The organism is Paenibacillus sp. SEL3 (genome assembly GCF_054602585.1).
Window position 1 is genome coordinate 3,181,992 of record NZ_CM137725.1, and the last position, 15,509, is coordinate 3,197,500.

The 15,509-nt window shown below is 45.5% G+C and carries 13 protein-coding genes; 7 read left to right on the forward strand and 6 right to left on the reverse strand.

Features of this window, described 5'->3' with window-relative positions:
• Nucleotides 1–2 precede the first annotated feature (2 nt).
• From mnmE to rpmH, 5 genes are all read right to left on the reverse strand, one after another.
• Nucleotides 3–1,379: a tRNA uridine-5-carboxymethylaminomethyl(34) synthesis GTPase MnmE gene (mnmE, locus tag ACYCS5_RS14750; RefSeq protein WP_459761276.1), complete on the reverse strand. Its 1,377-nt coding sequence runs from the start codon at nt 1,377–1,379 to the stop codon at nt 3–5.
• Nucleotides 1,380–1,507: 128 nt separating this feature from the next.
• Nucleotides 1,508–2,269 (reverse strand): RNA-binding cell elongation regulator Jag/EloR, encoded by a 762-nt coding sequence (jag, locus tag ACYCS5_RS14755; RefSeq protein WP_459761277.1) that lies wholly within the window; start codon nt 2,267–2,269, stop codon nt 1,508–1,510.
• The gene (locus ACYCS5_RS14760) at nt 2,266–3,132 is read right to left on the reverse strand and encodes a YidC/Oxa1 family membrane protein insertase (protein WP_029518972.1); all 867 of its coding nucleotides are present in this window, start codon (nt 3,130–3,132) and stop codon (nt 2,266–2,268) included. The genes jag and ACYCS5_RS14760 overlap by 4 nt, the downstream gene beginning before the upstream one ends.
• Before the next feature lie 71 nt (nt 3,133–3,203).
• Entirely contained in the window at nt 3,204–3,554 is a 351-nt protein-coding gene (rnpA, locus tag ACYCS5_RS14765) for a ribonuclease P protein component (protein ID WP_013312817.1), read from the reverse strand.
• A 263-nt stretch (nt 3,555–3,817) separates the two neighbouring features.
• Nucleotides 3,818–3,952 (reverse strand): 50S ribosomal protein L34, encoded by a 135-nt coding sequence (gene rpmH / locus ACYCS5_RS14770; RefSeq protein WP_007433250.1) that lies wholly within the window; start codon nt 3,950–3,952, stop codon nt 3,818–3,820.
• A gap of 1,073 nt (nt 3,953–5,025) precedes the next feature.
• Here rpmH and dnaA point away from each other — a divergent pair.
• The 6 genes from dnaA (at nt 5,026) to gyrB (ending at nt 11,346) form a co-directional block, all read left to right on the forward strand.
• The gene (dnaA, locus tag ACYCS5_RS14775) at nt 5,026–6,372 is read left to right on the forward strand and encodes a chromosomal replication initiator protein DnaA (RefSeq protein WP_029518975.1); all 1,347 of its coding nucleotides are present in this window, start codon (nt 5,026–5,028) and stop codon (nt 6,370–6,372) included.
• 186 nt (nt 6,373–6,558) lie between these two features.
• Nucleotides 6,559–7,701: a DNA polymerase III subunit beta gene (gene dnaN, locus ACYCS5_RS14780; protein ID WP_029518977.1), complete on the forward strand. Its 1,143-nt coding sequence runs from the start codon at nt 6,559–6,561 to the stop codon at nt 7,699–7,701.
• Between the two features lie 47 nt (nt 7,702–7,748).
• Complete coding sequence (gene yaaA, locus ACYCS5_RS14785) at nt 7,749–7,967, forward strand: S4 domain-containing protein YaaA (protein ID WP_007433253.1); 219 nt, start codon at nt 7,749–7,751, stop codon at nt 7,965–7,967.
• A gap of 54 nt (nt 7,968–8,021) precedes the next feature.
• Entirely contained in the window at nt 8,022–9,137 is a 1,116-nt protein-coding gene (gene recF, locus ACYCS5_RS14790; RefSeq protein ID WP_013308098.1) for a DNA replication/repair protein RecF, read from the forward strand.
• Between the two features lie 16 nt (nt 9,138–9,153).
• Nucleotides 9,154–9,405 carry an extracellular matrix regulator RemB gene (gene remB, locus ACYCS5_RS14795; RefSeq protein ID WP_007433255.1) on the forward strand — a complete coding sequence of 84 codons (252 nt, stop codon included), beginning with the start codon at nt 9,154–9,156 and terminating at the stop codon, nt 9,403–9,405.
• 30 nt (nt 9,406–9,435) lie between these two features.
• A complete protein-coding gene (gyrB, locus tag ACYCS5_RS14800; RefSeq protein WP_013308100.1) occupies nt 9,436–11,346 on the forward strand; it encodes a DNA topoisomerase (ATP-hydrolyzing) subunit B in 1,911 nt (636 codons plus the stop codon).
• 141 nt (nt 11,347–11,487) lie between these two features.
• On the opposite strand, the gene ACYCS5_RS14805 is transcribed toward gyrB, so the two are convergent.
• Nucleotides 11,488–12,315 carry a YheC/YheD family protein gene (locus ACYCS5_RS14805; protein ID WP_029518980.1) on the reverse strand — a complete coding sequence of 276 codons (828 nt, stop codon included), beginning with the start codon at nt 12,313–12,315 and terminating at the stop codon, nt 11,488–11,490.
• A 466-nt stretch (nt 12,316–12,781) separates the two neighbouring features.
• Here ACYCS5_RS14805 and gyrA point away from each other — a divergent pair, with 466 nt between their 5' ends.
• Nucleotides 12,782–15,346, forward strand: a complete 2,565-nt coding sequence (gyrA, locus tag ACYCS5_RS14810; RefSeq protein ID WP_318627822.1) for a DNA gyrase subunit A — start codon at nt 12,782–12,784, stop codon at nt 15,344–15,346.
• Nucleotides 15,347–15,509 lie beyond the last annotated feature (163 nt).

The window sequence follows — 15,509 nt, forward strand, 5'->3', positions numbered from 1 at the left end:
TTCTATTTGCCTAGACAAAATTGTGAAAATATTTGGTCTATTAGCGCATCATGCGCAGTATCGCCTACAATCTCACCCAAATGCTCCCATGCCAGCCTTACATCAATCTGGATCATGTCGATCGGAACAAATTGATCAGCAGCTTCATAGGCATCTACCAGCGATTGGCACGCCTTCTTCAACAAAGCAATATGCCGTACGTTGCTGACATATGTCATATCCGCTGATTCCAGCTTGCCGCTAAAGAATAACTTGGATATAGCCTGCTCCAGTCGGTCCGCTCCCTCATTTTCCTTCACAGACATCGGTACGATAAGCTCTTCAGGAACATAACGCAGCAACAAATCCCGGTCTACTTGGGCCGGTAAGTCCATTTTATTCATAATGACAATCGCTTGTCTACCGCGGATTTGTTCCATTAATGCCATTTCATCCTCATGCAGTGGTTCGTTGGCGTTAATGACGATGAGTAGCAGATCTGCTTCACTAACCGCCGTTCTCGAACGTTCTACTCCAATCCGTTCCACAACATCCATCGTTTCACGAATCCCAGCTGTATCCAGCAACTTGAGTGGAATATTATTAATCGTCACATATTCCTCAATAACGTCACGGGTTGTGCCCGGAATATCGGTCACAATGGCCCGCTCACCCTGAGCCAATGTGTTCAGCAGTGATGATTTCCCCACATTTGGTCTTCCAACAATCGCTGTGGTCAACCCTTCACGCAAAATCTTTCCCTGCTCCGCCATATGCAGCAGCCGATCAATTTCCATCATGACCTGACTGCTTTTATCCTTGATTAAATCAGATGTAAAAGATTCAACATCATGCTCAGGATAATCAATGTTCACTTCAATATGAGCAAGTGTCTCCACCAAAACATGACGCAAGCGACGAATATTCTGGGACAGCTGTCCATCTACCTGCTTCAAAGCCACTGAAAAAGCTTTATCTGATTTGGAGCGAATTAAGTCAATGACACCCTCCGCCTGACTTAGGTCAATACGACCATTCAGAAAAGCACGTTTCGTAAATTCCCCTGGCTCAGCCAGACGTATATTTTGCAGCAATAGTAAATCCATCACCCGTTTGACGGCTACGACCCCGCCATGAGTGCTGATTTCTACGACATCTTCTGTCGTAAAAGAGCGTGGCGCCCGCATTACTGTAACTAAAACTTCCTCCACCTTTTCCTGGCTTTGGGGATCTATAATATGTCCATAATGTACCGTGTGAGTTGGAGCTTTGCTTAGAGGCGTTTTACTACGAAACAAAGCCTCCACTTCCGTGACCGCATCTGGCCCGCTGACCCGTACAACCGCAATACCGCCCTCGCCGACAGCCGTTGCAATGGCAGCTATAGTATCGCTCAACATAAAGTTTCTACCTCCTATCAAGTAGAAACGACATTGCCGTCCTTCATCAAGGACGGCAGCCGTTTCAGCGAGAAATATAAGAAAAAAAGCAATGGCTTCTGCATCTTGCAGAGAGCCATTGCGTCGGATTATTTTTTAGCAATGACGACGCGCCGATTGGGCTCGTCCCCCTTGCTGTATGTTCTAACCAGCGCATGCTGTTGGAGCTTGGCGTGAATCAGCTTCCGCTCCTGTGACGGCATTGGCTCCAGCACCACTTCCTTGCCATAACGAATAGCCTGGTTCGCCAACCGATCTGCCAAATCCTCCAGCGTTTTTTGCCGACGTGCACGAAATTGCTCGGCATCCAGCACAATTCGGATGAATTTGTCAGAATGACGGTTGGCAACGATATTCGTCAGGTACTGCAATGCATCCAATGTCTGTCCTCTGCGGCCGATCAACATACCGAGCGACGGACCGGAGATATCCAGTGTACTTTCATCCTTGCGGTGGCGGACATCAACTTTAACGTCCAATCCCATTCCTGTTGCTGTTTCACGGATGAAACGCACCGCCTCTTCATAAGGATCTACATGTCCCGAAGGTGCTTCTGTGTTCATCTGTGCTTCCTGTGCAACAGGCCCAGTTTCTTCTGATAAAGCCTGTCCCACGCTAGAAGGTGCTTGAGCCGATACATGAAATTCAGCCGCGTGTGTGGTTTCAGGAGACGGCTCAGAGAGCAGCGTAAGCTCCACCTTCGCCTTCTTGACCCCGAGCCACCCCAGGAATCCTTTTGACGGCTGTTCCAACACGCTTACGGTTACCCGTTCACGGCTTACTCCCAGTTGGGAGAGTCCTTGTCTTACAGCATCTTCAACGGTTTTTCCTGATGTCACGACTTTGGTCATCTCGACTTTTTAGCCCCCTTCGTGTTTTTGCCGCCTTTTTTCTTACTATTGGAGGAACCCGTTTTCGCGAGACTGGCTGTTTTCACATTTGCCAGTGCTGCTTCTTTATCCTTATTCCGATAAAGGAAATAGTTTTGAATGATCGTGTAAATATTACTGTAGAACCAGTATAACGGCAAAGCGGATGGGAAGTTGTACGACATGAACAGAATCAGCACCGGATAGACGTACAGCAAAAATTGCATCGGTCCTTGCTGCGGCGTCGGATTCATTTTCATCATCATCCAAGTTTGGACAAATGTCGTAATCGCCGCCAAAATCGGCAAGATAAACAAGTGATCCGGTTTACCTAACTGGAGCCACAAAAAGTCATGATCCCGCAATGCCGAGTTATAATAAATGGCATTATAAAGCGCGATGAAAATGGGCATCTGTACTACCAAAGGAAGACAGCCAGCCATCGGGTTGACCTTGTTTTCCTGGAACAACTTCATCGTCTCTTGCTGGACTTTCTCAGGCGTATCCTTGTACTTCGCTTGAATTTCTTTTAATTGCGGCTGAATGGCCTGCATAGCTTTGGAACTACGTACTTGCTTGAGTGTAAGCGGCAAAATAATGGTTCGCACGATAATCACCAGAACCAGTACGGCCAGGCCATACTCTCCAGAGAACCATTGGGCAAATGTATCTAGCGCATACGAAAACCAGTAAACGACATATCTTTGCCAAACTGATCCATTGGCCAAGTCTGCCGTCGTGTAAGAATTGTGGGCCGTCTGGGCACATCCGGACAGCACAGCAACAAGTGCCAATAAGGCAATCAGGAGGAACCATTTTCCCCGTTGAGTCTTCAAACGCGACACTTCATAACCCCTTTCTTAACCAATCCATTCCAACGTAAATCATACCATATCCTGTAGGACAAAGATACTGACTATCGGCGTGAAGACTTGAGCAGCGAGGCTTTGCGTAGAACGTGCAGCACGCTTTTCTCCAGCTCTTGATACGACATTGTAACCGCACCCTTACGAACGATAAAAATCAGGTCAATCTGCTCCACCAATTCATGCTCATGATGGCGCACAATTTCCTTAACGATTCTGCGCATCCGGTTGCGAACTACTGCATTGCCGATCTTCTTGCTGGCCGAAATTCCGACGCGGAACTGCTCTACCTCTCTGCGGCGGAACCAGTACACCACAAACTGATGGTTGGCAAAAGATTTGCCATGGCGGTATACGCGCCCAAAGTCCGCCCGGTTTCGTAGACGCAATTTTTTTTGCACGGCGCTTCTCCTTGCTCATCTCTTTTACACATGTCGGTAAGCTAACCTTTACCTTTTATATAGTAAGAAGTATGGACAACATTCCAACATGGTAATCTCGCTTATTTTATATCCGTTTTCAAAAGCTTCATCTAATATAGGACAGGATGCTGGACTTCTCCCTCTTCTTTCACTACATTTTTACCAGAATAAAAGAAGGAATCCGCTCCCTGAATACCTCAATTATGAAAAAAAAGACCACCGTAGTGGTCTTTATGCACGCATTACGCACTCAATACTTTTCTACCTTTTTGGCGACGAGCTGCCAAAACTTTACGGCCATTCTTCGTGCTCATTCTTTTACGGAAGCCGTGAACTTTTTTACGTTTGCTGACATTCGGTCTGAAAGTCGGTCTCATTGTGCTGCACCTCCTTACAAGGAATACGTTTTATATGGAATATACCTAACATAGCAATCTCCACAAAAAACACCTTTGTACATTTAACCACAAATAGCGGTCAAAGTCAATGTACTTATAAACCCTCTTCCTCTTTTTCCCCTTCAGGAAGCCTCCTCCTCTTTACCCCGCTGACTCACTTCACTCTTTTATTCCCTTATTTCATAAAATTCCTTTCGTCTTTCCTCCATTATCAGCATTCTATTTGTAGTTTTCACTCCTCCAAAACTGTCCTTTTTACATTTATTCATTCTGTAACTTGAATCCATCCTATTTTCAGATCGACGTTATCAGGTTCGTTCAAAAATATTGTCGGAAACGTTACCGGAAATTTTCAACAGAAAAATAAGCCTCTGTGACCAAAAGGCAACGGCAATTATACACAGATTCACAAAAAGAACTGAATTGTGATTTAAATGGTCATAACCTGTGCATAACATTTTAGAGCGAAAAAGAGTTATTGTCGAAAACTGAACAAATTATAAACAATATCTTGTGTTGTGAATAAAAATTGTACACAACAGATTGAATTTGTGGATAAATAACCACGAGTCATTGAAATACAAGGCTTCTTTTGCTATGATGATATTACTTTTGAATGTGAATATGTTGTTTTACCCTCCATATTATCAACACCCTGTGGATAAAGTTGTGAACAAGTTCAATTTATCCATCTTTTTATTTTTGTGCGGATTCGGGATTCTGGGGATATATTCTACATTTTTCATTTGATTTCGACATATTGCAGTCCCGTTTTGGCCTGCGGGATCAAGAGAACGGATCGTGCCGCACATTCCCTCCTGAGAAATATCGCCTTTCTTCTGCTGGTCAGCAGCGGGATTTCCATTAGCTATTTTTCAGGGTCATTTTGTGCTGCGTTCTCTCACCACACTGCCGCATGTTTTAGGCGGCGGTATGTCTTTTTATGGCCTTCAACAACATTTTTGTGATTTTAGGCGTTTTGCCGAAGCGCCGAGAGCAGCTCTCTGCAGCTTAATTCGGTAAAATGTCAGGATTTAAAAGGAGTGACGTCTGTGGACAGCCATACCTCTGAACTATGGCAGCAAATTCTATCCATCATACAAACCAAGCTGAGTAAGCCGAGTTACGACACTTGGTTTAAGGCTACCAAGGCAGCGAAACTAAATGACCACTCCATTGTGATTTCTGCACCGACAACTTTTGCCGTGGAATGGCTTGAAAGCCGCTATACCAAGCTAGTCGGAGCAACGGTTTATGAGATTTTGGGCAAACAGCTAGAGGTCAAGTTCGTTATTGAAGAGAACAAGCCCGCCGAGGTCGACCTTCAGCAACAACCTCAGCAGCAGCCGGTCGTTCATGAAGAAGCTGTGTCCCATATGCTGAATCCCAAATATACATTCGATACATTCGTCATCGGATCGGGGAACCGTTTTGCCCATGCGGCATCGCTGGCCGTCGCCGAGGCGCCGGCCAAAGCTTACAATCCGCTGTTTTTATACGGTGGTGTAGGGCTGGGAAAAACGCATCTGATGCACGCTATCGGACACTATATTTTGGAGCACAATCCGGCCAGCAAGGTCGTTTATTTATCGTCGGAGAAGTTTACGAATGAATTCATTAATGCTATCCGGGACAACCGCGGGGAAAGTTTTCGGAATAAATATCGCAACATTGATATTCTGCTCATTGACGATATTCAATTCATTGCGGGTAAGGAATCGACGCAGGAGGAATTTTTCCACACGTTCAACGCGCTTCATGAGGAACGCAAGCAGATTATAATCTCAAGCGATCGGCCACCTAAAGAGATTCCAACGCTAGAAGAACGGCTACGCTCTCGCTTCGAGTGGGGACTTATTACGGATATTCAGCCGCCGGATCTGGAGACGAGAATTGCTATTCTTCGTAAAAAGGCGCGGGCAGAAAACCTGGATATTCCCAATGAAGCCATGATGTATATCGCTAATCAAATCGATACAAACATCCGTGAGCTAGAAGGGGCGCTTATTCGCGTTGTCGCTTATTCCTCCTTAACCAATCAGGATGTATCAAGTCATCTCGCGGCTGAGGCGCTGAAGGATATTATCCCGTCCAGTCGACCAAAAATGATCACGATCCAGGATATACAGCACCAAGTCGGGGAATTTTACAATTTACGGCTGGAGGATTTTAAAGCGCGTAAACGGACGAAGGCTGTAGCTTTTCCACGACAGATTGCCATGTATCTGTCTCGTGAGCTAACCGACTATTCTTTGCCGAAAATCGGCGAAGCTTTCGGTGGGCGTGATCATACGACTGTCATTCATGCGCACGAAAAAATCTCCAAATCCATTCAAGTGGATCAGGATCTGTTTAAAGTTATCAACAACCTAATAGAAAAAATCAAAAATCCAACCTGAACAAGTTCAGAGCCTATACACAATTTATACACATGTGGATAGGCTTGATTTTATTAGGGTTACAGTGACTTATCCACATATTCAGTGCGCCTATTACTATTACTAATATATTTTAAAGATATACATCACCTAAATAAGGCCCGCGTCAACGCGTGCTTGAAGGATTAAAACCCGTAGGAGGAACTTATGAAGATCAGCATTCTGAAAAACGTTTTGAACGAGGCTATACAACATGTATCCAAAGCGATATCAAGTCGGACTACGATTCCAATTCTGAGTGGTATTAAGCTGGATGTGAATCACCAGGGAGTAACGCTGACCGCCAGCGATACAGACATCTCCATTCAATCCTTTATTCCGATGGAGGATGGTGACCAAACTGTCGTTCAGGTCGAACAACCCGGTAGTGTTGTGCTACCAGCCAAATTCTTTGTCGAAATTATCAAAAAGTTGCCGTCGCAGGAGATCCGTATGGAGGTAAAAGACCAATTCCAAACCTTTATCTCGTCCGGTGCAACTGAAATTCAGATTGTTGGCTTAGATCCTGAAGAATTCCCGGTGCTTCCCAACATTGAAGAAAATCAAGTCATCTCTGTGCCAGGAGATTTACTTAAAAATATGATTAAACAGACGGTGTTCTCCATTTCCACCCACGAAACGACACCGATTTTAACCGGCGTGTTGTGGAATCTGGCTGAGGGGGAACTGAAGTTTGTGGCAACGGACCGCCACCGCCTTGCCACCCGCAGCGCTCATTTGGAGACGTCTGAAGGCTTGCGCTTTAGCAATGTTGTCATTGCGGGCAAAACGCTGAATGAGCTGAGCAGAATTATTCCAGACCAAAATATGCTTGTGGATATCGTAGTAGCGGACAATCAGGTATTATTCAAAGTAGATCGGGTGCTATTTTATTCCCGCATCTTGGACGGCACCTATCCTGATACTTCTAGAATTATTCCGACCTCCTACAAAACAGAACTGATTGTGGATACAAAAAGTTTAAGTGAGTCAATTGACCGTGCTTATTTGCTGTCCCGTGAGGAAAAAACGAATATCGTAAAAATGCAGTCGCTGGAAAATGGCGGTTTGGAAATTTCCTCTAGTTCCTCTGAGCTTGGCAAAGTGCGTGAGGAAGTAACGGTGTCCAAATTTGAGGGGGAGCCGCTCAAAATTTCGTTCAACTCCAAATACATGCTTGACGTGCTGAAGGTGATTGACAGCGAGCAGCTGACGATTGCTTTTACCGGCATTATGAGTCCCATTATTTTAAAACCGGCAGATTCCAGCAATGCGCTGTATATCATCCTGCCATATCGCACAACCAACTGATGTCTAGCGTTAACCCACCTGAGGACAACCGAAAGGATGAACAAGCCTTGAAACGAATATCTATACAGACCGAATACATCAAGCTCGATCAATTTTTAAAATTAGCCGATTGTGTATCCACAGGAGGCATGGCTAAAGCCCTGCTGCAAGAGGGACAAGTCCGTGTGAATGGTGAACCGGAAGAACGTCGTGGAAGAAAACTGTACCCAGGTGATACCGTAGAAGTAGAGGACAACGGAAGTTTCGAGGTTACAGCAGGAGCATGATCGCCTGGGTGGCAAGGACTCCTTTTAGGTACGGAGTAACAAGGGGGACCCTATGTGTTTGTGAACAACATTGTTTTGCAGCAGTACCGGAACTATGAGCAGCTGGAACTGAATGAATTTGGTCCCGTTAATTTGCTGATCGGACAAAATGCGCAGGGCAAAACGAATCTGGTAGAGGCGATTTTTGTACTAGCTTTAACCAAAAGTCATCGAACGTCCCGCGACAAGGAGTTAATCTCTTTCGGGGCTACTTCCACTCACCTAGCCGCAGATGTGGATAAAAAATACGGGAAAATCAGACTGGATCTCGCGTTATCCACACAAGGCAAAAAAGCAAAGATCAACGGACTGGAGCAGCGTAAATTGAGCGATTTTATCGGTTCGTTAAATGTGGTCATGTTTGCACCTGAGGATCTGGAAATTGTGAAAGGAACACCGGGGGTTCGCCGCCGGTTTCTTGACATGGAAATCGGCCAGGTTGCGCCAGGCTATCTGTATCATTTGCAGCAATACCAGAAAGTATTGGTTCAGCGAAATAACCTGCTCAAGCAAGCTTGGGGTAAGGATATGGCGTCAGTGCAGCTGATGCTGGAGGTATGGAATGAGCAACTTGTTGAGCATGGTGTTAAAATTGTTAAAAAGCGGAAACAATTTATAACAAAGCTACAAAAGTGGGCTCAGGCTATTCATGAAGGGATCGCAGGTGGGACGGAAGAGTTAAAATTAACCTATGTTCCCTCCTTCAGTGAGCCAGAGGAAGAAGATGAAGCTGTCTTATTGGAGCGATTTATGATAAAGTTATCCCAAATGAGGGAACAGGAAATCCGCCGTGGCATGACTTTGGCGGGACCCCATCGTGATGATTTAGCCTTTGCCATTAACGGCAGAGAAGTGCATACGTATGGCTCTCAGGGGCAGCAGCGGACGACGGCCCTGTCCTTGAAGTTGGCCGAAATTGAGTTAATTCATGAGGAAATTGGTGAATATCCTGTCTTGCTGCTGGATGATGTTTTGTCCGAGCTGGATCCCTATCGTCAAACCCAGCTGATCGAGACCTTCCAAAGCAAAGTACAGACCTTTATCACGGCAACCGGGGTTGAGACTTTGAACGCAGAACGACTCAAGGATGCCAATATTTATCACGTCCATGACGGGCATGTGGAACACTAAGGAGTGAGTGACCGCTATGTATATTCATCTGGGTGGAGAAAAAATCATCCGCTCGTCAGAGCTTGTGGCTATTTTCGATATCTCGATTGAAAAATCCTCTAAAATCTCCAAGCAATACGTGAACCATGCCCAACAGCAAAAGCATGTCGAGATGATTGGCGAAGAGGAAGCCAAGTCCATCGTAGTGACTCAGAATACGGTGTATTATTCCCCCATCTCCTCAACAACACTCAAAAAGCGGGCAAACCAGTTTGTTGCCAATGCTTAACCATAGAATCTATAGAAGTAGGTGAAAGGCATGTCTATGAATCAACCGTCTTATGATGCGGGCGAGATTCAGGTCCTTGAGGGCCTGGAGGCGGTTCGGAAACGTCCCGGGATGTATATTGGCTCCACAAGCGCCAAAGGTCTCCATCATCTGGTCTGGGAAGTTGTGGACAACAGCATTGACGAAGCGCTGGCGGGTTATTGTGACAGCATTCAAGTTGTGGTTCACGAAGATAACAGTGTTACCGTTACAGATAATGGACGTGGTATTCCAGTAAGCGAACACGCCAAAATGAAAAAATCTGCGCTGGAAGTCGTTATGACTGTGCTTCACGCAGGCGGTAAATTCGGAGGCGGAGGGTACAAGGTATCCGGTGGTCTGCACGGGGTTGGGGTATCGGTAGTGAACGCTCTCTCCAGCAAAATGATTGTTCATGTTAAACGAGACGGACATCTGTATGAGCAGGAATATCACCGTGGTGCTCCGCAGTATGATGTCAGAGTCATCGGTGATACAGACGAGACGGGTACCCAAACGACCTTCTATCCGGACGATCAAATCTTTACAGAAACGACCGTATATGATTATGATACGCTCCAAACGCGGATTCGTGAGTTGGCTTTCCTGAATAAAGGCATTGCAATCAGCTTGACTGACGAACGGACGGGAGCTAGCGATACATTCCATTACGAGGGCGGAATCAGTGAATATGTGCAATTCTTGAATCAAAAAAGAGAAGCACTACATGAACAGCCGATTTATGTCGAAGGCTCGCGGGATATGATTCAAGTCGAAGTTGCATTGCAATATAACGACAGCTATACCGAAAATATTTATTCTTTTGCCAACAACATCAACACCCATGAGGGCGGAACTCACGAATCAGGTTTCAAGAGTGCATTAACCCGGATTATAAACGATTATGCACGTAAAAATGGCTTGATTAAAGACAACAATGCCAACCTGACCGGTGACGATGTGCGTGAAGGATTGACGGCAATTATCTCCGTCAAAATTCCAGAACCACAGTTTGAGGGTCAGACCAAGACAAAGCTGGGTAACAGTGAGGTGCGAGGGATTGTCGAATCCTTATTCGCAGAGAAACTCCAGGAGTTCCTAGAGGAAAATCCGTCTGTTTCCCGCCGCGTGGTAGATAAATCATTACAAGCAGCACGTGCCCGGGAAGCAGCGCGTAAAGCGCGTGAGCTTACACGTCGCAAAAGTGCGCTGGAAATCAGTTCGCTCCCAGGCAAGTTGGCGGATTGCTCCTCTAAGGATGCTTCGATTAGTGAACTGTACATTGTCGAAGGTGACTCCGCAGGGGGATCAGCCAAGCAGGGGCGTGATCGTCACTTTCAAGCTATTTTGCCGATTCGTGGTAAAATCCTGAATGTTGAAAAGGCACGCTTGGACCGTATTTTGTCCAGTGATGAAATCCGGTCGATGGTAACAGCAATGGGTACAGGGATCGGAGACGACTTTGACATCGCCAAAGCCCGTTATCACAAGGTCATCATCATGACAGATGCGGATGTCGACGGCGCCCATATTCGTACGTTGTTGCTGACGTTCTTCTATCGGTACATGCGTAAAATCATTGATGCAGGCTATATTTATATTGCTCAACCACCATTATTCAAAGTAGAGCGTAACAAAGTTGTACGTTATGCGAACTCCGAGGCGGAACGTGATGAGATCATCAGGGAATTTGGAGAAAACGCGAAGTACAATGTACAGCGCTATAAAGGTTTGGGTGAGATGAATGCGACCCAACTTTGGGAAACTACGATGGACCCTGAGAGTCGTACTATGCTTCAGGTAACTGTCAGTGACGCGATGCTGGCTGATACACTGTTCAATACCTTGATGGGTGATAATGTAGAACCTCGTCGTGACTTTATCCAAGAGCATGCAAAGTACGTGAAAAATCTTGATTTCTAATGTGTAACGTTCCTTCCTAGTGGCTGTATTACATGCTCATTAGGTAGTATTTTGTAAGAGTTCACGAGGGGCGCCCAAATGGGCGTCCCTTTTCTTGTCATTAACCAGCCCGGGTGTATTTGAATATCTAATCTCATTGTTTTAGGCTTTTTTCTTAGAGCGCACGGGTTTACCTGTCGACGGAGAGTATCGGCCGTAGCCTACTGCATATCTGAATATTTTATGATAGAGGCTTTTGTTTGGAAGGGAAGAGAATACCTTGATTGCTGGTCTCGTATTAACCTCAAGAATCCACGGATAATTTTGCTGATCCAGTCCCACATCTAATCCGATTTCCCTTAAACGTGGGTATTTTTTTTGCAACTGCCAGGCTACCCGTTCGCCCATTTTCGATAATTTTTGCTCCAGTCGTACAGCTTCCTTTACATCCATATATGGAGCGACCAGCTCATTGAAAAAGCGTGTTGTCCCACCGCTGTGATGATTGGTGACGACTTTGTCAGGAGCAGCTACGCGTCCTACAATAAGTGTTGTTTCCCATTGGTGTCTCAAGTTCATCTGGGTTAATACCCTCAGATCGAAGGGGCGTTCTTCATGCTGAAGAAGTGGAATTCCACGTTGGATCAGATATGGACGTTTTCGTATGCGGGAAGAAACCACTCTGTGCAGATCTTCTAGACTTTCGAAGGTGAAAATGTCTACTTCATAGCGAAGCACATACCAAGTTCTCTCTTCGATGATTCCTTCTTCTGTCGGCGGGAGCGGCTCTGTCAGCCTCTCTGCCCGCATAACCCCTTTTCCATAAGTACCGTTATCCGGCTTAATATAGACAGTACCATACACGGCCAACATTTCGTTTAAGTGATCAAATGTGTACAACCGTGTTTCCGGTACATAAGCAGCCAATGTCGGATTGGGGAGAATGGCATTTGTTTTGGTCCACTTACTGGATACTCGTTGAATAGACAAGTAATCTCATCCCTTTCTTTTCGAAATATGAGTCATGTACTTGGAATCCGCAACACTTTAACAAAACAAGGGAAACTAAAGGACAAGCGCGTAAAACAATGATATAATAGAGAAATACGGCGTTTTTCGGAATTTTGCTAATTGAACCCTGACCGTATACGTATTGTATGTGGAAAAGGCCCTTATGGTGGGGGCTAATCCCCAGCTCTGGGGAATTTGTTATAATCAGGGCTTGTGAGTTGTACAAGAGAATAGCGATCTGCTACAGGCAGAAAGAGAATGACGAGGGATTTACGCTGTAAAGAGGACAGATGCGTTTAATTGTGCTCTTTTTGTGAAAGTAATATAATTATACAGATGAGGATTTCAGCCAAAATCCTGCGCAGAGAGCGGAGTGTATAGGCAGTATCTTGTTAGGCTTTTCACATAGAGAGCATTGTATTGAAGGATAAGAAGGAGGACCAGCATGGCGGATCAAAATAACTCGCAAATCATCAATAGGGATATCGGAGTGGAAATGCGCGAATCCTTTATGGATTATGCCATGAGTATTATTGTTAGCCGTGCCTTGCCTGATGTGCGGGACGGACTGAAGCCGGTACACCGTCGTATTTTGTATGCGATGTCCGAGCTAGGCATGTCGCCAGATAAGCCTTACAAAAAATCGGCAAGAATCGTCGGCGAAGTTATCGGTAAATATCACCCTCATGGTGATACGGCTGTATATGATACGATGGTGCGGATGGCGCAGGATTTTTCCTTGCGTTACATGTTGGTGGATGGACACGGTAACTTTGGCTCCGTGGATGGAGATATGGCCGCTGCGATGCGTTACACCGAAGCACGGTTGTCCAAGATTGCCATGGAAATGCTACGTGATTTGAACAAAGAGACCGTTGATTTTATGCCGAACTACGATGGTGAAGAGAGCGAGCCTGTCGTATTACCAGCACGTTATCCTAACTTGCTGGTGAATGGGGTCGGCGGGATTGCAGTCGGGATGGCTACCAATATTCCTCCGCATAACTTGGGAGAGGTTATCGATGGTGTACAAGCACTGATCGAAAACCCTGACATTACGCCGATGGAACTTATGGATTATATTCAAGGACCGGATTTCCCGACAGCAGGTTATATTTTAGGACGCTCTGGTATCCGTCAGGCGTACCAGACGGGCCGCGGATCTGTGACCATGCGTGCAAAGACCACCATAGAAGAGATCGGCAATAAAGCACGGATTATCGTGCATGAGCTGCCTTACCAAGTGAATAAGGCTCGCCTTGTTGAGAAAATTGCCGAATTAGTACGTGACAAACGTATTGAAGGCATTACGGATCTTCGTGATGAATCGGACCGTACGGGTATGCGTGTCGTTATTGAGTTGCGTAGAGATGTGAACCCGAATGTCGTTCTGAATAATTTGTTTAAACATACGGCTATGCAGTCGAATTTCGGTATTAATATGCTTGCCATTGTAAACAACGAACCGAAGATTCTAAACCTGAAGGATGTCTTGTATCATTATCTCAAACATCAGGTCGAAGTTATTCGTCGCCGGACAGAATTTGATCTGAAAAAGGCCGAAGCTAGAGCACACATTCTGGAAGGCTTGCGCATTGCTCTTGACCATCTGGACGAAGTTATTGCCTTGATTCGTTCTTCCCAAACTGCAGAAGCAGCTCGTGAAGGACTGATTGAGCGTTTCTCGCTCACTCTTGAGCAGTCTCAGGCTATTCTCGATATGCGTCTGCAACGTTTAACCGGTTTGGAACGTGAGAAGATTGAGAACGAATATAACGAGCTAATACAAAAGATTGCGGAATACCGTGAGATTTTGGCGAACGAGCATCTGGTACTCAACATCATTAGCGAAGAGCTGAATGAACTTAAAGGGCGTTTCGCTGATGAACGTCGCACTGAAATTACAGTGGGTGAAGAGAGTATTCTGGATGAGGATCTCATTCCGCGTGAAGATGTTATTATTACTGTAACCCATACGGGATATATCAAACGCCTTCCTGTTACCACCTATCGCAGTCAAAAACGCGGTGGTCGTGGTGTAGTTGGTATGGATACCAAAGATGAGGATTTCGTAGAGCATCTGTTCATTACGAATTCACATCATCATTTGTTATTCTTTACCGACAAGGGTAAGGTATATCGAATTAAGGCCTATGAGATTCCTGATCTAAGCCGGACAGCCCGGGGAACACCGATTATTAACCTGATTCAGATTGAACAGGGTGAGTCGATCAATGCGGTAATTCCAATCGAGGAATTTGTGGAGGATAGCTATCTTTTCTTTGCGACTCAGCATGGGATTATTAAGAAGACACCGCTTGACGACTATGCAAATATCCGCAAAGGTGGCTTGATTGCCATTAACTTGCGTGAAGATGACGCCCTGATCGAAGTGAAGCTGACGGACGGACAGCAGGAAATGATTATTGGTACAGCACAAGGCATGTCTATCCGTTTCCCTGAAAGTGATGTACGGTCTATGGGCCGTAGCGCTACAGGGGTTAAAGGGATCAACCTTGATGAGAGTGATGCTGTAATTGGTATGGACATCGTGGATACCAGCCTAGATATCCTGATTGTAACGGCCAAAGGTTATGGCAAGCGTACCCCTGTTATGGATTATCGTATCCAAAGCCGTGGAGGTAAGGGGATCAAGACGATTAATGTTACGGAAAAAAATGGTCCAGTTGTCGGTCTCAAGGTTGTAAAAACCGAAGAGGATCTGATGATTATTACAGCTAGTGGCACCTTGATTCGGACCAGCATGGGGGAAATCTCCACGATGGGTCGGAATACACAAGGGGTAAGATTGATTAATATTCGCGATGATGATTCGGTTGCAACGGTTTGTCGAGCGAACAAGAATGAGGAGCAGGATGAACTGCTTGAAGAATTATTAGAGGGTGGGGAAGCTGGAGAGGGCTCATCTCTATCATCTGTTGAACCAACTCTCGAAACGAATACAGAAGGTGCGGAAGGTAACGACCCAGAATCTTCTGAGGGCGAATAAGAGCCTGAATATGGAACAACAGTAGTTACTAAATTTTAGATGGAAGAGACTCTCTGACTATTTGGTCGGGGAGTCTTTCTTTTTCTGGCTAACGAATTCAGACAAGTATGCTTTAAATGGCATAAAATGAATGTACAGGATCAATCCCAAGTAATATAATGAC

Excerpts from the sequence above, each read along its gene's own strand:
- remB (WP_007433255.1), top strand. The coding sequence starts at position 9,154 with ATGTATATTCATCTGGGTGGAGAAAAAATCATCCGCTCGTCAGAGCTT.
- mnmE (WP_459761276.1), bottom strand. The coding sequence starts at position 1,379 with ATGTTGAGCGATACTATAGCTGCCATTGCAACGGCTGTCGGCGAGGGC.
- dnaN (WP_029518977.1), top strand. The coding sequence starts at position 6,559 with ATGAAGATCAGCATTCTGAAAAACGTTTTGAACGAGGCTATACAACAT.
- gyrB (WP_013308100.1), top strand. The coding sequence starts at position 9,436 with ATGTCTATGAATCAACCGTCTTATGATGCGGGCGAGATTCAGGTCCTT.
- rpmH (WP_007433250.1), bottom strand. The coding sequence starts at position 3,952 with ATGAGACCGACTTTCAGACCGAATGTCAGCAAACGTAAAAAAGTTCAC.
- jag (WP_459761277.1), bottom strand. The coding sequence starts at position 2,269 with ATGACCAAAGTCGTGACATCAGGAAAAACCGTTGAAGATGCTGTAAGA.
- gyrA (WP_318627822.1), top strand. The coding sequence starts at position 12,782 with ATGGCGGATCAAAATAACTCGCAAATCATCAATAGGGATATCGGAGTG.